This window comes from Idiomarina sp. UBA3162, from assembly GCF_002364475.1.
In the GTDB taxonomy this organism is placed as follows: domain Bacteria; phylum Pseudomonadota; class Gammaproteobacteria; order Enterobacterales; family Alteromonadaceae; genus Idiomarina.
Window position 1 is genome coordinate 1 of sequence record NZ_DEYI01000076.1, and the last position, 21,142, is coordinate 21,142.

Here is a 21,142-nt window from a genome sequence, read left to right on the forward strand (position 1 = left end):
GTTATCTTTACTCCACTGGATGAATTCCATGACGATCAAGAAGTAGCCAGGAAATCCCATCTGGTTAATTACATCCAGTTCGGTTTGCAGGCGCTCATCGTACGGGGGTCGTTTCGCTTTTCGTTCCGTCTCGTCAGGGAATAAAAACTCTAGTCGCTCTTCCAAGCCTTCCCGCGAAACCTTTACGAGATAGTCACCTTCCGTTAAGTTCCCAGTCGGGAACGCAGGCAGAAAGTACTCACCTAAGCGAATGGTGACATTACAGCGTTTAGCTATCTCAACGGTGTTCTCTAATGCCTCGGGTATATCCGCAAACAATGCTTGCATCTCTTCGGCACTGCGCAAGTATTGTTGTGGAGAATACTTTTTCGGACGCCGCTTATCACCCAGTTGATAGCCATCATGAATAGCGACGCGAATTTCATGTGCTTCGAAGTTTTCTTCTTCGAGGAACACCACTTCGTTCGTCGCGACCACAGGCAGATCATGCTCAGCCGCAAGTTGAACCGCACTATGCAAATAAGCTTCTTCTTCAGCGCGGCCTGTACGAATGAGTTCAAGATAAAAGCGATCTGGAAAGTGTTGCTTATAAAACGCGAGGCTCTCTTGCAAAGGTTCGTGATGGCCTTTCAACAAAGCGCACCCTACATCGCCTTCGCGCGCACCAGAGAGCAGGATAATGCCTTCGTTATGCTGCGCCAGCCAAGCTTTATCAATCACCGGCTTGCCTTGCACATGGCCGCGTAAATACGCTTTAGAGATCAGCTGTATGATTTGCTGATAGCCCTCGTTATTCATCGCCAATGCGGTCAGGCGAAAAATCTCACCTTCGGGGTAATCTCCCCATACCCACAAGTCAGCGCCAATAAGCGGTTTGAGTCCTTTGCTGTGAGCAGCACCATAATATTGCACCAGACCACAAAAGTTCATTTGATCGGTGAGCGCCATAGCGGGCATATTCATGTCCGCCACGCGCTGACAAATGGGCTTCACTTTTGTAAGCCCATCCACCATCGAAAAATCACTGTGAATTCTTAAATGAACAAAAGAAGTATCTGCTGCCATTAAAAGCCTAATTGGTAAACTGCGTACTGAACATTAAGGCAATATTCTGCCTTATCGCGCTATTCAAGTACATGCTTAGTGCAGTTTTAAACGGGGTTTAACCGCGTGGTTTAGCTTATCTACAGCGATTACAAGCAGCATCTTCCACCAGCCATGCAACGCACGTTGGTGCATACGATATAAGCTTGCATACGCATAACGCGCCAACGTGCCCTCGATAGACATTGATAGGCTCTTGCTCTGCATTAAGTTCCCCACTGCCGAGAAGCGACTGAGCGACACCAACGAGCCACGATCTTTGTACTTAAATGCTTTAGGTGTTTTACCTTTTTGCATGCGACGAATATTTTTATAAAGGCAATCAGCCATTTGATGAGCTGACTGTGCACGCGGTGGCACAAAGCGGTTTTCATCAATGGCACAAGCGGCACAATCGCCAATCGCATAAATCGAATCTGCGCCTTTTGCTTGTAAAAACGAATCAACTTCGATCTGATTATTTTTCCGCGTCGGTAGACCGAGTTCCGCTAGGAAGTCAGGCGCCCGAACGCCGGCTGCCCATACCATTAGATCGCCTTTGATACTTTGTCCATCATTGAGCACCAACTGACCTTTTTGAGCTTCTTTAGCGGGATTACCAAGCAACACCTTTACGCCTAATTTGTTAAGCTTTTTGTGCACCGATTGTGATAAGCGCTCTGGCAATGCCGGTAACAAGCGTTTACCTGCTTCAACTAACGTGATATTGAGCCTATCGCGAGTTAGATGACCCAAGCCGTAAATTGATAGTAGAGATACGGAGTGAACCAATTCGGCAGCGAGTTCAACACCGGTCGCACCGCCGCCTACAATAGCGACGTCTAAAGTGACATCATGGCCATCTTCGAGTGCCTGGTTAACACGTAAAAATTCGTTCAAAAGGTGATGGTGAAAAGCATCGGCTTGCGCCGTTGAATCGAGGAAATAGCAATGGTCAGCGACACCTGGCGTACCAAAATCAGCAGTGACGCTTCCAACGGATAGAATGAGCTTGTCATAGGTTAACGTGCGCGGTGCAAGCACTTCTTCACCTTCTTCCTCTATCGCCGCTAAGGTGATTGTTTTACTGTCTTTATCAACGGCTTCCAGTGTGCCTACAATGAATCGAAAGTCGGAACGAGCTCCTTGGCCTCGGTAATCAAGCTCCGCGAGTCTCGAATCGAGGGCGCCCGAAGCCACTTCATGCAGTAACGGTTTCCAAACGTGCGTGCTATTTCGGTCAACTAATAACACCTCGGCCTTACCTGAGCGCCCCAAACTTCTTCCTAATTGAGTCGCTAACTCTAAACCACCTGCACCGCCTCCAACCACGACAATCTTTTCTGTCATTGCTTGTAATTTCCTTGCCAATAAATGAAAAAGCCACCAGCGATCATAACGCCAGTGGCTTTTATTTACAGCAATATATTACAGATTTACTAAATGTTTTTAGTCAACTTTTGGTTCCGTCAAACCACGACGCTCAAGCAATGCTTCAACGGTCGGTTTTTGACCGCGCCAATCGATGTATTGCTGCATCGGATCTTTGCTGCTGCCTTGCGATAAGATATCACGACGGAATGCTTGACCATTTTCTAACGTCAAACCACCGTTCTGATTCATATACTTAAACGCGTCTGCCGCAAGCACCTCACTCCACATATAAGCGTAGTAGCCTGCAGAGTAGCCACCCGCAAAGACGTGTGCGAAATAAGTCGAACGATAACGTGGCGGTACCGCTTCAACTGCTACACCATTTTCTTCGAGGGCTTTTTGCTCGAACTCACCCACATCACCGATATCTTCGCCAGCGGGTACGGTGTGATATTCCAGATCAAGCAATGCCGCTGCAACGTACTCTAAGGTGTCGAAGCCTTGGTTGAAGTTACGTGCCGCAAGTACTTTATCAAGCAACTCTTGTGGGATTTGTTCACCCGTTTTGTAGTGTTTCGCGTAGTTAGCGATCACTTTCGGGTTCAAAGTCCAGTCCTCTTGGAACGTTGATGGAAACTCGACATAGTCACGAGGAACGCTCGTACCTGCTTGTGATGGATATTTCACATCAGAGAACATGCCGTGCAATGCGTGACCCATTTCGTGGAACATCGTTGACACTTCATCAAAGCTTAGCAAGGTGGGTTCACCTTCAGGTGCTTTGGTAATGTTCATGTTGTTCAAGATAACGGGTTTTTGATTAAGTAGTTCTGATTGACTGCGGAACGAGCTCATCCAAGCACCACCGCGCTTGCTGTCGCGTGCATAGTAATCAGCGTAGAACAATCCAATGCTTGAACCATCTACGTCGAATACTTCATAGACTTCAACGTCTGGGTGATAAACAGGGATATCGTTGCGCTCTTCAAATGTAATGCCGAACAACTGATTCATTGCATAGAACACACCGTCTTTTAATACACGGTTGAATTCAAAGTATTGTTTCACTTGGTCGCCATCAATTGCGTACTTAGCTTCGCGTACTTTCTCGGCGTAATAGAACCAATCCCAAGGCTTCAATTCGAAGTCTTTACCGTCCGCGTCGATGGCTGCTTGAATTTCTTGTGCTTCGCGTTCAACGTTAGAAACCACCGCGGGCACCAGGTCACGCAACATGTTTTGCGCGGCTTCTGGGTTACCTGCCATGTTAGTCTCTAAGGTGTAGTCACCCCAGCTATCATAGCCCAGTAAGTCGGCTTTCTGTGCACGCAGCTCAACAAGCTTCTTAACGAGAGGACGTTGGTCCGTTTCGGTATTCCCCGTACCACGATTAGCTGATGCTTCCCAAACGCGTTGGCGTAACTCACGGTTCTCAAGCTCTGCAAGAATCGACTGGCGCGTTGTATTCGTCAGCACGATCGCGTACTCACCTTTATGATCACGACTTTCAGCAGCGCTTGCTAATGAACGAATACGACTTTCACTCAAGCCCGCTAATTCGGCTTCATCCTGAACGTAAATAACGTTCTCTTGCGTTAAATTCATCAAGTTGTTGCGAAACTCAGTGGTCAGGCTCGACAACTGCTCGTTGATATCACGGATTTTTTGCTTATCCGCATCGCTTAACTGTGCACCTGAACGTACAAAGCTTTTGTAGGTATCTTCAAGCAAACGCAAAGAAGCCGTATCGAGATCCAGTGACTCACGCTTGTCATACAATGCTTTGATACGCGCAAATAAGTCCGCGTTGAGCGAGATGTTATCGCTATGCGCTGACATTTTCGGTGCTAATTTAACCTGCAAGTCACGAATTTGATCGTCGCTGTTCGAAGATGAAAGATTATAAAACACAGCGCTGACACGATTCAGGATCTGACCTGATTTTTCCATCGCAACAATGGTGTTCTCGAAGGTAGGCGCTTCTGAGTTTGAAGCGATTGCTTCAATCTCTTCCATGTGCTCTTTCATTCCACGCTCAAATGCAGGCTCAAAATGTTCGAATTTGATCGCATCGAAATCAGGTGCCTGATACTGCAGTGGGCTAGGTTCAAAAAATGGGTTTTGTTGAGCAACGTCTTTACTCGCTTGTTCCGCTTGTGCGGTTTCAGCTTGTTGTGAAGTCTGCTGGTTCTGTTGTTCAGCATCGCTACATGCGGCGAGCGATAGCGCTGTACCAATAGCAACGGCTACGAGCGTTTTACGCATAGTTATCTCCTAACTTGTTATTGTGTAGTCATAATGCGTTTACTTTATGGTTATATTGTAACAGGGGCAAGTGTCTAACGCTCAAACGGCGTTTTTTTTCGATTAGCGCAGGGAAGGCATGAATTACAGGCAAAAAAAAAGCCCCAAATGGGACTTTAATTTTTGAGAAGTGGCGGAGCGGACGGGACTCGAACCCGCGACCTCCGGCGTGACAGGCCGGCATTCTAACCAACTGAACTACCGCTCCACTAAGTCACTGTGTTGGGGGCTGCCCCCTCAACGCGGCGTGAATATTACGAGTGACCACCGATTCAGTCAACCCTTTTTTTAAAGATTTTTGTATTTTTCCGTTCGTTTGTCTGTTAAATGTTCAAATCAGACGCTTTTTAATCATTTTTTCCATTGTCGTGCGATTTTGGCTTTGCCGAACGCTTTTTCAAGAACCATATCGCGCCTACACCGAGTAGGAGTAAAATAAGATTAATCGCGACAATAATAATGATGTTCGCTACCGCCTGCGACTCTTGTTCATCGAGCTGGCGTTGTTTTTCTAAGCGTTCCTGCTCAAGCGCTGCGCGTTTAGCGGCCAACTGTTCTGCTTTACTCGGCGGCTCAGGTCCTGGACGGCTAGAAATAAAACTATAGTCATCGATGACAAGTTCAAACTCTCGCCCCTGCTGATTAGTGGCAAATATTGTCATATCAACTAAGTGTTTACCGTAATCCAAATTGGCAATAGGTACACTGACTTCACTTTTATCGATATCCGTTAGTGAAAATGTGCGTTGTTCGCCATTTGGAAAGTCGACCTGACCGTTTATTGCGACACTACCTTGCTTTATACGTTTATCATCAATTTTGATAACCAGTTGATGATCGCGTTCCGCTTGCTCAGCAAGCTTCATTTCAAAGTTGACAGGGCTTGCCTCAACAACCACAGGTTCCGTTTCATAAGAACGGTCATACAGTGGCGTGGTCAACTCATACGTAGGCAGGTACTGACCGGGAGTAATATTTAATTGAAAACGGCTGGTAAAGGTACCGTCGCCAGCATGCTCGTCGTACCCGCGACCATTATCAGAAAATTGTCCAATACGCTGCGGGTCAACGCCGAAGTTATCGAAGTCAGCATTATTGGTACTGACAAAAAGCACATCTAAAATAACGGTTTCGTGAAAACGCGCCGTTTTCACCGGATGCTCGCCGTTATACAGCGTGCCCTCTACTTTAATGTGCTCATTTTCATACAAGGGTGTCGGCAACGGCTGGGCTTGAAACTTAATGTCCGATACGATCACCGCTTCGTTCTGCTCGTCGACTCGTCCCGCCACTTGCCAAGGTCCTGGCATCGGCTCCTTGATACGAATCATGTCGAAGTTTTCGTTGGTATACCAGGTTACTTTTTCTATAGGATGGCGAGCTTCGTACCATTTACTGCCGTCGGGCTTTATTAATATTAGGGGAGAACTGCCGCGCTCGCGAAAAAACAACAACGTAATTTCTTCAATGTTGTCATCAATGCGAAATCGTTGTCCTTCAATCGGTAAACGATTGGCCATCGGGTCATTGATGACATTGAGCTGTGCGACGCCCGCCTCGGCCGGGTCGCGCTCTTGCGCTGATTGTGCTAGCGCAGCGCTACTGAGAGCGAATAGGAATCCTAGTAATGCAGTTATTACGAATCGAGCCACAAGCACGCGCCACCTTCAGATTTTACAATCGCCAAACGTTGTTGATGTTGTTCTTCTTCATCGGCTGAGGCACGTAAAACCTTTAGTGGGGGGCGATCTTTTATTGCTTGGTGAGCAATATGCCCAGGCTCTTTATTTTCATTTTCTTGACTTTGACTGTTCAGTTTTAACGCTGTTTGTCCCCCCGTCATCGCCAGATAGACATCAGCAAGGATCTCGGCATCTAATAAAGCGCCGTGTAACTCTCGTGCTGAGTTATCAACATAAAACGCCTTACACAAAGCATCCAAACTATTGCGTTGCCCTGGCCGCATCTCACGCGCTAGCTGTAGTGAGTCCAAGACGTCGCAATAATCGTACGTTTTACCATACATTTTACCCAGACGCTGAAACTCAGCATCCATATGACCGACGTCAAAGGGTGCATTATGAATGACTAACTGGGAGCCTTTGATGAAATCAATGAAAGCGTCGGCCACCTGCGCAAATACAGGCTTATCAGCTAAATATTCGTTGGTAATACCATGCACTGCAATGGCTTCGTCTTCGACCACACGCTCAGGGTTGATGTAGACATGGAAGTGATTACCGGTGGGCTTCCTATCAATCAGTTCAATGCACCCAATTTCGATAATGCGATGTCCCTCGGCGGGGTTGATGCCTGTGGTTTCCGTATCTAAAACGATCTGACGCATAGTGTTCGATTCCTGATATACTCGCGGTTTAGGTTCAGTTTACAGTGAGTAGCATGGCTAAAGTACATATTTTCACAGACGGCTCATGTCTAGGCAATCCAGGTCCCGGTGGTTACGGTGTCGTACTCGAGTATGGTCAACACCATAAAGAGCTGAGTGGTGGTTACCAGTGTACCACCAACAACCGAATGGAATTACTCGCATGCATTAAGGGGCTGCAAACCCTCAACCGAGCCTGTGAGGTTATTCTGACAACCGATAGTCAATATGTAAAGCAAGGCATTGAGCAATGGATCCACAATTGGAAACGTAATGGATGGCGTACGTCGAATAAAAAAGCTGTGAAAAATGTTGACCTGTGGCAGCAGTTGGATCAGGCGATTGCACGTCATAACGTGACATGGGAGTGGGTTAAGGGGCATGCGGGTCACCCGCAAAATGAACGCTGCGACGAACTTGCACGCGCCGCAGCAGAACAAAACCCGACTACCGTTGATAAAGGCTTCAGTGCCGAGTAATTTCGGTACTTAGTCTTCGCCGGCAACGACTGGACGCTTTTCTTCCTGCCAAGCGTTCATCCCGCCATCAACACTATAGACCTGCTCAAAGCCCATACGTTGCAAACTTTCCGCAGCTAGAGCTGAACGCCCACCGGTGCGGCAGATGAGGTACAACGGTTTTTCGGCAATACGTTCTAAGGCGTCATCATAACCGGCGACATCGGGATGTTGATTGAGCTGCATTTCTAACACACCCCGCGGCATGTTCACCGCTTCGCGGATATGCCCTTGCGTATATTCCGCTGGCTCACGCACATCAATGATGCGCGCTCCGTCTCTAAGCGCGTGCTGAAGTTGTTCGGTTGTCACTTCATTAACGTTGTTTTTTGCCGTCTGACAAAGCTTTTTAGCATCGATTACCATAATTACCTCTCTTCATAATGCCAATTTGCAGATTGTTTTACTCTCGCCGCAGGTAGCGCTTGTGTCAAGTTTAAACGCTCTTTTCTTACCTTGTTGGCTTGTGGTTTGATGTAACACGATTTTTTGGCAACCAACCAGTAACCCGCACTGAGCCACGGACAGCGTTGGCAAATCCACTCACTATGACCGCCCGTCTCGGTCGCCTGTTGGGTGAAAAAGTGTTCGATAAAGTAGCGTTGTCGTTCAACCCTGAAGCCTAGCAAGGATAACCAATCTTTTACGCGTGCATGAGTAAAATAACGTCCCTGCCATGGAAAAGGGTAACTTTTACTGCGCCACAAGCCGCTCAATACAGCCGGACTCAATGGATTAAAGCCTGCCAAAATTAAAGTGCCGTCATCCGCCAAAACACGCAGTAGTTCACGTAGAACTTGATGTGGATCGGCAGCAAAATCCAACACAAATGGACACACTAAGGTGTCTATTGATTCGTTTTTAATTGGCAAGTGAGTATAGTGAGCACTTATACGATTTCCATCATTTACTTGCTGCGCGGTTTGGCAAATATTCACAGGCCGGCCCAAAGTAAAGCCACTGACATCTAATTGCTGGGCTAAGTTACCCAGCGTCAACGTGACGCCGTTTAGACAATGTGTGCGCGAGTCGTCTAATTGCTGTTGCACACAGGCTTGAATAAGGCAGCCATTGGCGAGTTGCTGCCAATTCTGTGGTTCCTGCATCTCACTGCGACGATATGCGGGTTGAATAAACAAGGGTCGACCTTTGTGTTAGGCTAGAGTCTACGCATAATCATAGCGAGGAAACCAAGAGTATGCGAGTACATCCAGTTAAAGCGTTTGATGATAATTATATTTGGTTAATTGAATCGAGTCAGGATCGTGTCATTGTCGTTGACCCAGGTGATGACAAACCGGTCGTCGAGTGGCTTGAAGCTAATAATAAGCATATCGCTGGTTACCTCATCACCCATCATCACCATGATCATACGGGTGGCCTCGAAGCACTAAAGGCACGTTATCCGGCGACTTGCTATGGCCCTGACAACCCGGCAATCAGCGGGATTGATTATGCAGTCATGGAAGGCGACACCGTTAACCTAGCCGGCTTATCCTTTGCAGTGCTGGCTACGCCTGGACATACACTCGATCATATTAGCTTTTACGGTGAAACAGCCCTGTTCTGTGGCGATACTCTGTTTTCGGGCGGCTGTGGACGAATGTTCGAAGGCACACCTGAAGTGTTCGTTGCATCGCTCGATAAATTACGTCGATTACCGGGCGAAACGCGGGTTTTTTGTGCACATGAATACACTCAAGCGAACTTAACCTTTGCTTCGCTTGTCGAACCCGACAATGCGGTTTTGCAGAGCTATTTAGAAAAAGTAAAACTCATGCGTCAGGATGACCAGATAACTTTACCCTCCACTTTACAGTTGGAGTTAGCGATTAACCCGTTTTTACGGTTTGATCAATCACCGGTTCGTGATGCAGCCAGTGAATATGCGGAGAAAGGTATCGAAGGAGCTGAAAACGTCTTCGCTATTATCAGAGAGTGGAAAGATAACGCGTAGTCACGTAGTATATCCACGTTATATTATAACATTATTAAAGAAACTGACCATGAATGTACGTTATAAATTATTAACGAGTTCAGTGCTAAGCGCTTCTCTGTTAACGCTTTCAGGCTGCCAAGTGACCTCTCTCCTGCATTCTGATGAGAATGTAAGTGTTAATCAAAGTCAGCCTGAAACGACCTCAGCAACACCGGTTAATATCGCTGAGCTGCAACCCGTTCCAGTAGAAGTGACACCCGATAAATCGAAAAGCGAAAAGGCTGAGCCCGTACCTATTGATGATCTTTGGCAACGGATTCGTTTAAAACTGGCTTTTCAAGTACCGGATAATGCACGTGTTAATTCACAACGTAATTGGTATTTAAGTCACCCGGAATATCTTGAACGTGTTGGAAAGCGCGCCGAACCCTTTCTTCATCTGATCGTTGAGGAAATTGATCGCCGCGGTATGCCAATGGAATTTGCTTTGCTACCGATTGTAGAAAGCGCATTCGATCCGTTTGCTTATAGCCACGGCAGTGCATCAGGTGTGTGGCAGTTTATTCCATCGACAGCCCGTCATTATGGACTCAAAATTGACTGGTGGTACGACGGGCGCCGCGATGTTTATGCCGCAACCCGCGCAGCGCTGGATTACCTCGAAGCCCTGCACGATTACTTTGATGGTAATTGGTTGCATGCACTTGCCGCGTATAACTCAGGTGAAGGCCGAGTCGCTGCGGCCATCCGCCGCAATAAGCGTAAAGGCGAACCCACCGACTTTTGGAACTTGGACTTACCGCGCGAAACCCGTGCCTATGTCCCCAAATTACTCGCGTTAGCAGACATTCTTGCGAACACCGACGAGTACGGCATTGTTTGGTATCCTATCGAAAACCAGCCGCAACTGAATGTCATTGAGGTACCGGGTCAAATTGATCTGGCACTCGCAGCGGATATGGCTGAATTACCGCTGGAAACGCTACATCGCTATAACTCAGCATACAACCGTTGGGCAACAGCACCAGACGGTCCTCACCGTTTATTGCTTCCACAACCGAACGCAAGCATTTTTGAGAGTGCGATAAATAAAACCGATCCTAAGGACTGGTTAAGTTGGAAGCGTCATAAGATCCGCTCGGGTGAGAGTTTGCTGACCATTGCGAAAAAGTATAATACTTCAGTAGACGTAATTCAGAGCGTCAACGAACTCAACGGCGCATTGATTCGTAGCGGTGACTACCTGTTGATTCCTGTTGCCACTAAAGACTTAGAGCAATACACCTTGTCGTCAAATCAACGTCGTATCGCCAAACAAAGCAAACAATATGGCAAGTCTAAGGTCAACTATCAGGTTCAGTCGGGGGACACCCTGTGGGACATTTCCCGCGCGTTTAATGTTGGCGTGAGAGAGTTAGCTAGCTGGAATTCAATGGCGCCTGGCGACTATTTGAGACCCGGCCAGAAACTGGTGATTTGGCAGAAAGGTGAATCAGCACCGCAGTCAACAGGTATACTGCGTACTATTATCTATCAAGTGCGCAGTGGTGATTCGCTCGCCCGTATTGCCAATCGCTTCAACGTGACCATCTCACAAATTGAGCAGTGGAATAACATTAGTCGTAGCCGCTACCTCCAACCTGGCCAACGGCTGACACTTAAAGTCGACGTGGTTAACGTTAACTCTTAAGTAGTTAAATGTTGTTAGGCGCGCCTCTGGTGTCGTATAGGTGCGCCTAGCTATGCGGATTGAGGTATTGATTCATCATTCAAATCGTTCGATACTGGCGGCTTATTTATCCCTGTAAGGTCGATTTCATGATACGTTTAGTGCTTACACTACTGCTTATTCCAACTCTACTCGTAATGGCTCTGCCGCAGTCAGCCATGGCTGCAGATTGGCGAGCAGAAGGAAAAGGCCAGTTGACTTACCCCTCGGGTCGCAAAGAGGCGATAGACTTTGGCTTTGCCTACGTTAAGCATTTTGACACTCATATTTTTAAAGCGGGCGATGCACAACTACGTACTGATGAAATCCCACCTAATTACATTCTTAACGTAATCGTTAACGACGAAGGTCTGATCTACGTTGCTGAATTTGCTAACGGTTTTTTTAAATCATTTAATTTAGATATCGGTAGTCACAGCGTTCGTGTGTATCCGCGTGGTGACTTCGATGAGGAAAAGCCGTTTAAACATTTGGTGTTTGAACTTGATGACCGCAGTTTCTTAGTGGATACCACACACCCAACGTTAAAATTTGAGTTTGACGAGAATGGCATTAGCGAAATTAACGGAAGCGGCCTTATCAAAGACTTGAGCATGCGGCGCAGCAAATAGCTTGCCGCATCCTCTAATGAGACAATTTAACTTGATTGAAGTAAAGCTATTAACTCGTCTTCCGTTTTAACCGGTACGCCCAAGCTTTCTGCCTTAGCCAATTTTGAACCGGCATTATCTCCAGCAAAAACCGCCGACGTTTTCTTAGAGACTGAACCGCTCACTTTAGCGCCGAGCGACTCCAATGCTTTTTTTGCTTCATCCCGCGTCATTTGCGTCAACGTGCCTGTTAACACAAACGTTTGTCCAGCTAGGCTATCGCTTTTGGGTCCTACTGCCTCGCCCTCTGGAAAGCTAATCCACTGACGCAATTGGTCGACAACCGTTTGATTATGAGCCTCTCGGAAAAACGCAACAATATGCTTGGCGACCACCTGACCGACATCATCCACTTCTTGTAATGCGTCCACATCTGCGTTCTGAAGCGCATCAAAGGTACCAAAGTGCGCCGCAAGATTGTTGGCAGTGGCCTCGCCCACCTCACGAATACCTAAGGCATAGATAAATCGAGGTAATGTCGTTTCGCGCGTTTGAGCAATCGCGTTCACCAAGTTTTGAGCCGACTTCATACCCATCCGAGGTAACGACGCAATCACAGGCGTTTTTAACTCATAAAGGTCCGCCGGTGACTTAACCCATTCTTTATCGACCAGTTGCTCAACCAGTTTATCACCAAGACCATCCACATCCATCGCCTTGCGCGAAGCAAAATGTTTGATTGCCTCTTTACGTTGGGCGGCACAAATGAGCCCACCGCTACACCGAGCTACCGCTTCACCTTCGATACGTTCGACCTCTGAGTCGCACACCGGGCAACGTGTGGGAAACTCAATCACTTGAGCGTCTGCGGGCCGCTCATTTTCTAACACATTAACGACTTGAGGAATGACATCCCCAGCACGACGAATACTCACAGTATCACCGATCATGACACCTAAACGTGCAATCTCGTCGGCATTATGGAGTGTCGCGTTGGATACCGTGACTCCCCCGACTGAAACAGGCTCTAAGCGAGCCACAGGGGTAATGGCCCCGGTACGACCCACCTGAAAATCAACGCCAGTAATGCGCGTTAGTTGCTCTTGTGCAGGAAATTTACGCGCAATCGCCCAGCGTGGCGCACGCGCAACAAAGCCAAGCTCAGTCTGCATACGAATCGAATCAACCTTGTAAACAATGCCGTCAATTTCGTAACGTAGCCTGTCGCGCTTGTCTAACATCGCTTGATAATAGGCTTCGCACGCCTCAACCGAGTCAACTCGTTTCACTTCATCGTTAATCGGCAGACCCCAAGCACTTAACTGCTGCAAACGTTCATAGTGCGAGTCAGCCAACTGATCTTGGTCCTGCTCGCTTACCACACCCAAGCTGTATGCGTAGAAGTGCAATGGTCGTTTTGCCGTTATTCGAGAGTCGAGTTGGCGCAAACTACCTGCCGCGGCATTACGCGGGTTGGCAAAGACTTTCTCATCACGCTTACGTGCGGCTTCATTAAAACGCTCGAATGCATCCGTCATCATGAACACTTCGCCACGCACTTCAACTCGTTCCGGTGCCTCAGCATTTAATTGCAATGGCACATTTTTAATCGTCTTAACATTTGCGGTGATGTCCTCACCTGAATAGCCGTCACCGCGGGTCGCGGCTCTCACGAGCTTGCCATTTTCGTATAAAATACTGACAGCCAAACCATCCAATTTAGGTTCGCAACAGAACGCCCACGCCACCGAACTATCCACTCGTTGTTGAATTCGCTCAGCGAACGCCGCAAACTCCTCGCTGTTGAATGCATTGTCTAATGACAACATCGGCAGCTCGTGAGTCACTGAAGTGAACGCATCAAGCGGCTTGCTACCGACTTTTTCAGTCGGTGAGTGTTGGCTTTTTAGTTCGGGGTTATCAGCTTCGAGTGTTTGCAGTTCGCGAAATAGCTTATCGTATTCGCTATCAGGAATCGTTGGTTCATCCAGCTCATAATATTCTTTATTATAGCGTGTCAGCTGTTGCTCTAGCTCACGCATGCGCTGCTCTACAGTCGATGGACGGCTCATATCGTTGTGTATATCTCTTTAAGGCGTGGATTCGTATTGGCGTACTTTTTGATGTGCTTGCTGAATCGATTGACGCGTTAGCAGTTGACGAGAACCATCGAGTACTTGCCCTTGTGGAATTTCAGTGGCAAGCTTTTTCGCCGCGTTCAACATCATATTAAAGGCCTGCTGTCCGTCATAGTTGATCGGCAACGTCATAAATAAAGCGACACCATCGGTTTCAAATTGTTCGATATTATCAAGATCAAATGTACCTGGATTGAACATATTGGCCACGGAGAAAATCAAGGTTCCAGTACCGTTAGTATTTTCATAACGATGGAAGATACCCATCTCGCCAAACTTACAACCTAATTCTGTCATCATTTGCAACAATAGCGCGCCTTGCACGTTGCCTTTAACGAACAACGAAATCACATCCTGCGGCGGCTGAGGCTTTTCTTCGGCTTGCGTTGTAGGCGCAGCTTCAGGTGCCGTTTCGGGCGTGGGTTGCTGTTCTGTTTCTAGCTCAGCTTCATCCAGGTTTTCATCTTCCGCAGGTTCAGCCTCATACGACGCAGGTTGAGTATCAGTTTCAGTCTCTTTAACAGGTGCAGGCTCTTCATCTTGATCAACGCGCATGGATGGTAAGGGTGTTGTTTCGTCATCCGTCTCTAAATCGAGATCCATCGACATTTGCGCAGCTTGGCTCGTGGTTGCCTTAGGCTCATCGCGCGTGGCTTTAATCGTTTTCACCGCACCAATGCCGTCGGCATCAAAGTCATCGTCAGATTGTTGCTGATGACGCTTTTCAGCGACTTCACTCTGCGCTTGTTTATAGATGCTATTGTTGCGCCGCATCGTCCATAAGCCGTGGGCAATAATGCCAGCAATCAGCAATACTCCAATAATACTGAGTGTTATCTGTAAATTGCTCATGTCATACTTCCTTTATTATTATGCTTCGGTCATTGCCACAGCTTGTTCAATATCAACAGCAACGAGTCGCGATACGCCAGCTTCTTGCATGGTTACACCGGCCAAGTGCGTTGCCATTTCCATGGCGACTTTATTATGGCTGATATAAATAAACTGAACTGTTTCTGACATTTCTTGTACCAAGCGGCAGAATCGCCCTACGTTGGCATCATCCAAAGGCGCGTCAACTTCATCGAGCAGACAAAACGGCGCTGGGTTTAGCCTAAAAATAGCAAATACTAATGATAAAGCGGTCAACGCTTTTTCTCCACCGCTGAGTAGGTGAATCGTGCTGTTCTTTTTACCTGGCGGTTGCGCCATGATAGTCACACCGGTTTCCAGTAAATCACTATCCGTTAACTCTAGTGATGCTGAACCGCCCCCGAACACTTTCGGGAACAGCTTTTGCAGGTCACCATTGACGGCATCAAAAGTTGCTTTAAAGCGCTGCCGTGTCTCGCGGTCAATTTTTTGTATAGCCGCTTCAAGTGTTTCTAACGCCGACGATAAATCATCGTATTGCTCATCGAGATAATCTTTACGTTGTTTTTGCGTTTCTGCTTCTTCAATCGCCGCTAAATTAATAGCGCCCAAACGACCAATTTGCTGAGTAGTACGCTCGAGTTGTTGCGAGTACGTTTGCTCAAGTTGGCTCATACTTGATCCCGCATCCACCGCTTCGTGCAATTTAGGTAGCACTTCCTTGAGTGTTTTTTGGGTTTGTGAGAGCTGTTCAAGCACGCCTTGCGTGCGCTCATCCAGTTTGGCGTGCTCAATATCAATACCTTGCAACGCTTGCTGTGTACGATCAATTTTAAGTTGTAGTTGCGATCGGCCTTGGCTGAGCTCGTGAATATCCTGCTCTATTTGTGCCAGCTCATCTCGCGCTTGTTGCAACGTTTCACTGCGTTCTTCGCGCTGTGCTAACAAGTCTTCGAGTTGCGCCTGCTGTGGCTCTTTGCTTTCAGTTTTCTGTTCAGCGAGTTCTCTCAGCTCGAGCTCGATCGCCTGCAGACGTTGGCTTTGCCGCTCGGACATTCGTTGTAGTTGAGCATGTTGTTCTTGGGCACTCGTCAATTGTAAGCGGTGCTGGTCGAGTTGCGTACGAACACTTTGTGCTTGTTGCTCACACTCGCGCTGGTGTTGTTCGACACTTGCTCGTTGAGATTGGTTGAGTTCAGTCTGTAATTGTTCAAGCTGCAACTCCAATTCGTCCGCGGTGGACTCACACAATGCCGCCTGCTGCTCGGCACTCTCTAGTTTAGATTGAATCTGCGCCTCTTTATCGCCGAGTTGTAACAAGGTGCTCTCAAAACGCTGATACTGCTGTTCCGCATTTTCTAACTGCTGCTGCGCGCGCACCCAAGCCTCGCGCAGTGTATTGTGAGTTTGCTCTACCTGCTGCTTGGCACTTTTAGCTTCATCTAATTGCTGCGCAAAACGATCGTACGTCTCAACCATTTCGCTTATTTGAGCCTCAATTACCTGCTGATTTTGCTCTAATTGCGCTAGCTCTGCTTGTTTGTGTAACAACCCCTGTTTGTTTTGCTCGCCTGCACGGTGTACTAATCCGGGCAGAACAATATCTCCCGCTTTTGTCAGTGCCGCGATGGCCTGCGGACATTGGCATAACAAGCGTTGTCCATCGTTGACTGTATCAGCGACTAAACAACGTTGAACCAACGGCCAGTCACGCACTGAGCCTGACACCACATCAACCAATCCCGTCACGCCGTGGGGAAACGTTATAGCCGGTTCAGGGCGTGATAGCATAGCCCCCTTTGGGAGCGAATCGAGCAATGCGTTATCTTCGCTCCAATAACTATTGAGCCACGGTGACAACCAGGCCTCCACCGCATCTCGCCACGCCGGTTCAACATCGAGTATTTCCGGTAAGCTGCGCAGCTGATTATCCTTCGCCCATTGCCGCACGTGCGCATTGACGCTACCGTCCTCGCCTGCAAGCCATTCACGCAACAGCTCAGCCCGTGTTTGTTGACTGTGTTGTTCGCGTTGCAGGCCTTGCAATTGCGCTTGGCACGTTTGCAGTTCGCGTTGTACGGCTTCATAAGATTCGGTCGCGTTCGTTAATTCGGACTCGCTACGATCCAGTTGTGCCCGAGTATCGGTTAATTTCTCTTGCTGCTGCGCGATACCAATAGCTTGTGTTTGTTGATGCACTTGCACGCGCTGCTCAGCAAGTTCGGCTAGTGTTTCACGACTGTGGCTAATGGTGTGTTCAGCTTGTTGTAACGCTAATTCGTTGCGTTGCTTTTGCTGTTCTACCTCTCGTAACCACCGTCGAGTTTGCTCTTCATCTTGTTCAATACGTTGTAGTTGCTCACGAGCTTCGTCGTGCCGCGTTGTAGCCATTTCCAATTGCGCTTCAAGTTGCTCTAAGCCAGGCTCAAGCTCAGCGATTTTCTGCGTCAAGCGCTGAGCACTTTGATTGTCCTCAGCATCATGTTCAGTCAACTGTTCACGTTCTTGGTTTAGCTGCGCAACGCGTGCTTCCCGTTGTTGTTCGAGTTGGCGTTGGTGCTGCATTGCCTGCTCAATGCGCACAATCTGATGATTACACTCATATACCGCCTGTTGCGCTTGTTCGACGCGCTGTTTGAGCTCTTCGGCTTGTTCTCGCAGCGAGATCACACCTTTTTCATCGCCTGTTTGTTCAGTTTGCCAACGATCAAGTTCTAGTCGATAGTGATTACGTTGTTCACGGAGCTGGTCTTGTTTCTCATTTAATTGCCACCAGCGACTACTTAATAATAATGCTCTTAAGTCACGTTCTTGTGCTTTCAACTCTTTATAACGCTGTGCAGCCGCAGCTTGGCGCTGTAGTTTTTGCAGTTGTTGGCCAAGCTCTTCTCGTACATCACTGATTCGCTCTAGATTTTCTCGGGTATGCAGTATGCGGTTTTCGGTCTCTTTACGACGTTCTTTGTATTTTGAAATACCGGCGGCTTCTTCAATAAAAACACGGAGTTCCTGCGGCTTAGACTCGATAAGACGGGATATCATGCCTTGCTCAATGATCGCGTAACTGCGTGGGCCTAAGCCTGTGCCAAGAAATAAATCAGTGATATCTCGTCGCCGACACTTGCTGTTGTTCAGGAAGTAGTTTGACTGACCATCTCGACTCACTTGTCGTTTTACTGAGATTTCATTATAGGAAGCGAACTCGCCTTGAATACGGCCACTGGTATTATCAAAAACCAATTCCACACTCGCTTGGGATACGGGTTTGCGCGCATTAGATCCGTTAAAGATCACATCAGTCATGGCGTCGCCACGCAGGTTCTTGGCTGAGCTTTCACCCAGTACCCAACGCACCGCATCAATTACGTTCGACTTGCCGCAGCCATTCGGGCCAACGACACACGTCATTTGATCGGGAAAAGGCACTTTGGTGGCATCGACGAACGATTTAAAACCAGCCAATTTTATATGTTTCAGGCGCATTTTATTGTCGTTATATCCATCGCGCGAGTTCGTTTAAGCGTGAGCTAGAAACTCTAGCAGATTCATTTGAGTTTTGTAACAATTTAGCCACTGCAAAGCAGGCGTTTTAGCATTATCCTAATACTATACATCAACTCAACAAAGGTTACTCAATGCAAAAAGCAGTGTTTAGCGATTCGGGCTTCGCCTATTTGCTTCGAGGATTTCAGTTAATGACTACTAAAGGCCTTAAACGCTTCGTGGTAGGTCCGATCTTAATTAACTTTATACTATTTGCCGCAGCGTTTAGTTGGCTCATGAGTCGCACCAGTGGTTGGATTGACCAGTTAATGGGATGGTTGCCGAGTTACTTCCAATGGTTAGAGTATCTTATTTGGCCATTGACTGTACTTTTTATACTGGGCTTATTTGCGTTTATTTTTACTGCGATCACCAATATCATCGCAGCGCCTTTTAATGGCCTACTCGCCGAAAAGGTTGAGCAATACGAGTCAGGTCAGCCCTTGGGCGACGATGGCGTGCTGGGATTAATTAAGGATATCCCGCGCACGGTTGGGCGTGAGTTCCAAAAACTTGCGTATTACTTACCCCGTGCCATTGGGTTCTTCTTACTGTCGCTGTTTGTACCGGTCATCGGTCAGATCATATGGTTTTTATGGGTATGCTGGATGCTTGCGATTCAGTATATGGATTACGCGTTCGATAATCATAAACTCGACTTCGGCCGTATGCGCTTTGAATTGCGCGCTCAAAAGTTCCGCTCACTGAGTTTTGGCATGGCGATCACAATTATCACTATGTTGCCGTTTATCAATTTGATTATTATGCCCGTCGCAATTGCTGGGGCGACTTCAATGTGGGTCGATCACTACCGTTCTAAAGCATTAAACGCAGACATTTTATAGCACTGTTAGCGTCTGTTTAACGCACCGCGGCTTCGTCAAAATAATTTACGAATTATTTCGGAGCCGCAACTTATGACAAGCAACGCACTTTATACTTATCTCTATTTGCCAACGAGCAATATCATTTTGATTAACAGCCCGGCTGAGAGCTCATCGAAACGCCGCAATCGCGCTAAATTGGCTGATGCTGCGCAGTGGCTCAAGCAATTTTCGCCTATCGATCAGCAACGCTTTGCCTCAGCGGTCAAACTATTAAAACATAGCCAGAGCCACGATATGCTGTGCGTACGCTTACAATTGAACAGCCTACAACATGTGCTGATGGCAGTGCGTCTTCAGCGACAGCAATGGATCTGCGGTCAAGTCACAGTCAATCATCCGCAGGCGCCTCGTCATCAGCCTCTTTATGAAGCGTCGTTGCACTAAGCTGCTTACTGGTTTGCACCCCCATCGTGCGAAACTTTTCAACCCGAGTGAGTAGGTTGCCACGCCCTTGACTGAGCTTTTTCATCGCATCTTGGTAGCGTTGTTCAAGGGTTTGAATGCCTGCTCCTATCTTGTCTAAATCCTCAACAAAGCCGACAAATTTATCGTACAGCTTACCGGCCTCGGTCGCGATATGCTGAGCGTTTTGGTTTTGGTGTTCATACTGCCAAATGTTGTGGATAGTGCGTAAAGCAACGAGTAAGTTGGTCGGACTCACCAACATAATTTGCTCATCAAGCGCCAGCTTAATTAATTCCGGATCTTTGTCCACGGCGAGCAAAAATGCGGGTTCAATCGGCACGAACAACAATACATAATCAAGTGTTTTGATACCCTGTAACTGCTGATAATTCTTTTTGCCTAATTGCTTAATGTGTTGCTTAAGCGACTGTACATGCTCATTGAGTGCTTGTTTGCGGACCGCCTCATCATCGCTATTAAAGTAGCGCTCATAGGCTGATAAGCTAACTTTTGAGTCAATCACAACATCGCGTTCGTTAGGTAGATGCACAATCACATCGGGACGTAACCGCTTGCCATCATCATCCGCAAATGACGATTGAGTATCGTATTCATGCCCCTCTCGCAAACCAGACTGTTGCAAGATACGCTCAAGCACTACCTCACCCCAGTTACCTTGGTGTTTGTTATCCCCTTTCAACGCACGCGTCAGTGCATCCGCCTCTTGCGCCATCTGTTGATTCAGTGTCTTCAATGACAACAGTTCACTGCGTAATGCCGCGCGTTCTTTGGTCTCATCGCTATGTTGTTGCTGTACTTGCTGCTTAAAACTTTCGAGTTGTTGTTTGAAAGGGGCGAGCGTTGCTTGCAGGCTCTGTTGGTGCTGTTGCTGCATTTGGTTCGAACGCTGTTCAAAAATCCGGTTGGCTAAATTCTCAAACTGCTGCGACATACGTTGTTCAGCGGCTTCAAAGGCACGTAGCTTATCCTCACTTGCACGACGCTCTTGTGCAGCTGTTGCTCTGAGCGTTTGCCACTGAGATTCAGTATAATGTAGACGTTCACGCAAGTGTCCTAGTTGCTCCGTTTGCTCTTCAACTGTTTGTGACAAGGCATCAGCTCTTTTCACCTGAGTACGCCACAACACAGTAAACACGACACTGATTAACGTCGCCACAAACAAAAGCACCACCCAAATGGTGGTGCTTATAGTCATCATGTCATTCAACACGATTTATGCTCCTAGCTTTTCGTCGAGCTCTGCAATTTTAACCTTCCAAATTGCAGGACCTTGCTCATGTGCGTTTTGTCCATCACTGTCGACAGCCACTGTCACAGGCATATCCTCAACTTCAAATTCGTAGATAGCTTCC

At 47.5% G+C, this 21,142-nt stretch carries 18 protein-coding genes and 1 tRNA gene; 6 read left to right on the forward strand and 13 right to left on the reverse strand.

The features are described from left to right. From B2X00_RS09745 to dnaQ, 6 genes are all read right to left on the reverse strand, one after another. The coding region (locus tag B2X00_RS09745) for a PHP domain-containing protein (RefSeq protein WP_290487360.1) at window positions 1–1,065 on the reverse strand (1,065 nt) is incomplete at its 3' end. A 75-nt stretch (window positions 1,066–1,140) separates the two neighbouring features. Then, window positions 1,141–2,433, reverse strand: coding sequence for an NAD(P)/FAD-dependent oxidoreductase (locus B2X00_RS09750; protein WP_290487361.1), 1,293 nt, complete (start codon window positions 2,431–2,433; stop codon window positions 1,141–1,143). 99 nt (window positions 2,434–2,532) lie between these two features. After that, a complete protein-coding gene (locus tag B2X00_RS09755; protein WP_290487362.1) occupies window positions 2,533–4,722 on the reverse strand; it encodes a M3 family metallopeptidase in 2,190 nt (729 codons plus the stop codon). A 170-nt stretch (window positions 4,723–4,892) separates the two neighbouring features. Then, a tRNA-Asp gene (locus B2X00_RS09760) sits at window positions 4,893–4,969 on the reverse strand. Window positions 4,970–5,108: 139 nt separating this feature from the next. Continuing rightward, window positions 5,109–6,413, reverse strand: a complete 1,305-nt coding sequence (locus B2X00_RS09765; RefSeq protein ID WP_290487363.1) for a TIGR03503 family protein — start codon at window positions 6,411–6,413, stop codon at window positions 5,109–5,111. Next, window positions 6,398–7,108 (reverse strand): DNA polymerase III subunit epsilon, encoded by a 711-nt coding sequence (dnaQ, locus tag B2X00_RS09770; protein ID WP_290487364.1) that lies wholly within the window; start codon window positions 7,106–7,108, stop codon window positions 6,398–6,400. The genes B2X00_RS09765 and dnaQ overlap by 16 nt, the downstream gene beginning before the upstream one ends. 53 nt (window positions 7,109–7,161) lie before the next feature. Between dnaQ and rnhA the strand changes: the two genes are divergently transcribed. Then, window positions 7,162–7,626: a ribonuclease HI gene (rnhA, locus tag B2X00_RS09775; RefSeq protein WP_370215447.1), complete on the forward strand. Its 465-nt coding sequence runs from the start codon at window positions 7,162–7,164 to the stop codon at window positions 7,624–7,626. A 9-nt stretch (window positions 7,627–7,635) separates the two neighbouring features. On the opposite strand, the gene B2X00_RS09780 is transcribed toward rnhA, so the two are convergent. Together B2X00_RS09780 and B2X00_RS09785 are read right to left on the reverse strand one after the other, a co-directional pair. After that, window positions 7,636–8,031, reverse strand: coding sequence for a rhodanese-like domain-containing protein (locus tag B2X00_RS09780; RefSeq protein ID WP_071462411.1), 396 nt, complete (start codon window positions 8,029–8,031; stop codon window positions 7,636–7,638). 2 nt (window positions 8,032–8,033) lie between these two features. Further along, window positions 8,034–8,804: a class I SAM-dependent methyltransferase gene (locus B2X00_RS09785; protein WP_290487366.1), complete on the reverse strand. Its 771-nt coding sequence runs from the start codon at window positions 8,802–8,804 to the stop codon at window positions 8,034–8,036. Between the two features lie 59 nt (window positions 8,805–8,863). Here B2X00_RS09785 and gloB point away from each other — a divergent pair, with 59 nt between their 5' ends. From gloB to B2X00_RS09800, 3 genes are all read left to right on the forward strand, one after another. After that, entirely contained in the window at window positions 8,864–9,622 is a 759-nt protein-coding gene (gene gloB, locus B2X00_RS09790) for a hydroxyacylglutathione hydrolase (RefSeq protein ID WP_290487367.1), read from the forward strand. Between the two features lie 49 nt (window positions 9,623–9,671). After that, on the forward strand, window positions 9,672–11,294 hold the full coding sequence (locus tag B2X00_RS09795) for a LysM peptidoglycan-binding domain-containing protein (RefSeq protein WP_290487368.1): 1,623 nt from the start codon (window positions 9,672–9,674) through the stop codon (window positions 11,292–11,294). Between the two features lie 128 nt (window positions 11,295–11,422). Then, window positions 11,423–11,944, forward strand: a complete 522-nt coding sequence (locus tag B2X00_RS09800) for a hypothetical protein (RefSeq protein WP_290487369.1) — start codon at window positions 11,423–11,425, stop codon at window positions 11,942–11,944. Window positions 11,945–11,970: 26 nt separating this feature from the next. On the opposite strand, the gene ligA is transcribed toward B2X00_RS09800, so the two are convergent. The 3 genes from ligA to smc are packed head-to-tail and all read right to left on the reverse strand — an operon-like array spanning window position 11,971 to window position 18,417. Beyond that, window positions 11,971–13,995, reverse strand: a complete 2,025-nt coding sequence (gene ligA, locus B2X00_RS09805) for an NAD-dependent DNA ligase LigA (RefSeq protein ID WP_290487370.1) — start codon at window positions 13,993–13,995, stop codon at window positions 11,971–11,973. Window positions 13,996–14,013: 18 nt separating this feature from the next. After that, the gene (gene zipA / locus B2X00_RS09810; RefSeq protein WP_290487371.1) at window positions 14,014–14,913 is read right to left on the reverse strand and encodes a cell division protein ZipA; all 900 of its coding nucleotides are present in this window, start codon (window positions 14,911–14,913) and stop codon (window positions 14,014–14,016) included. Between the two features lie 18 nt (window positions 14,914–14,931). After that, a complete protein-coding gene (smc, locus tag B2X00_RS09815) occupies window positions 14,932–18,417 on the reverse strand; it encodes a chromosome segregation protein SMC (RefSeq protein ID WP_290487372.1) in 3,486 nt (1,161 codons plus the stop codon). A 152-nt stretch (window positions 18,418–18,569) separates the two neighbouring features. Here smc and cysZ point away from each other — a divergent pair, with 152 nt between their 5' ends. Together cysZ and B2X00_RS09825 are read left to right on the forward strand one after the other, a co-directional pair. Next, on the forward strand, window positions 18,570–19,322 hold the full coding sequence (cysZ, locus tag B2X00_RS09820) for a sulfate transporter CysZ (protein ID WP_290487373.1): 753 nt from the start codon (window positions 18,570–18,572) through the stop codon (window positions 19,320–19,322). Between the two features lie 72 nt (window positions 19,323–19,394). After that, a complete protein-coding gene (locus B2X00_RS09825) occupies window positions 19,395–19,748 on the forward strand; it encodes a hypothetical protein (RefSeq protein ID WP_290487374.1) in 354 nt (117 codons plus the stop codon). Here B2X00_RS09825 and rmuC read toward each other — a convergent pair. Further along, the gene (gene rmuC / locus B2X00_RS09830; protein WP_290487375.1) at window positions 19,693–21,000 is read right to left on the reverse strand and encodes a DNA recombination protein RmuC; all 1,308 of its coding nucleotides are present in this window, start codon (window positions 20,998–21,000) and stop codon (window positions 19,693–19,695) included. The genes B2X00_RS09825 and rmuC overlap by 56 nt on opposite strands. A 3-nt stretch (window positions 21,001–21,003) precedes the next feature. After that, on the reverse strand, window positions 21,004–21,142 hold a 139-nt coding region (locus tag B2X00_RS09835; protein WP_290487376.1), incomplete at its 5' end, for a fumarate hydratase C-terminal domain-containing protein.

Coding starts and splice junctions, on each gene's coding strand:
- B2X00_RS09750 (WP_290487361.1), bottom strand. CDS start 2,433: ATGACAGAAAAGATTGTCGTGGTTGGAGGCGGTGCAGGTGGTTTAGAG.
- B2X00_RS09755 (WP_290487362.1), bottom strand. CDS start 4,722: ATGCGTAAAACGCTCGTAGCCGTTGCTATTGGTACAGCGCTATCGCTC.
- dnaQ (WP_290487364.1), bottom strand. CDS start 7,108: ATGCGTCAGATCGTTTTAGATACGGAAACCACAGGCATCAACCCCGCC.
- rnhA (WP_370215447.1), top strand. CDS start 7,162: ATGGCTAAAGTACATATTTTCACAGACGGCTCATGTCTAGGCAATCCA.
- B2X00_RS09780 (WP_071462411.1), bottom strand. CDS start 8,031: ATGGTAATCGATGCTAAAAAGCTTTGTCAGACGGCAAAAAACAACGTT.
- gloB (WP_290487367.1), top strand. CDS start 8,864: ATGCGAGTACATCCAGTTAAAGCGTTTGATGATAATTATATTTGGTTA.
- B2X00_RS09795 (WP_290487368.1), top strand. CDS start 9,672: ATGAATGTACGTTATAAATTATTAACGAGTTCAGTGCTAAGCGCTTCT.
- B2X00_RS09800 (WP_290487369.1), top strand. CDS start 11,423: ATGATACGTTTAGTGCTTACACTACTGCTTATTCCAACTCTACTCGTA.
- ligA (WP_290487370.1), bottom strand. CDS start 13,995: ATGAGCCGTCCATCGACTGTAGAGCAGCGCATGCGTGAGCTAGAGCAA.
- zipA (WP_290487371.1), bottom strand. CDS start 14,913: ATGAGCAATTTACAGATAACACTCAGTATTATTGGAGTATTGCTGATT.
- smc (WP_290487372.1), bottom strand. CDS start 18,417: ATGCGCCTGAAACATATAAAATTGGCTGGTTTTAAATCGTTCGTCGAT.
- cysZ (WP_290487373.1), top strand. CDS start 18,570: ATGCAAAAAGCAGTGTTTAGCGATTCGGGCTTCGCCTATTTGCTTCGA.
- B2X00_RS09825 (WP_290487374.1), top strand. CDS start 19,395: ATGACAAGCAACGCACTTTATACTTATCTCTATTTGCCAACGAGCAAT.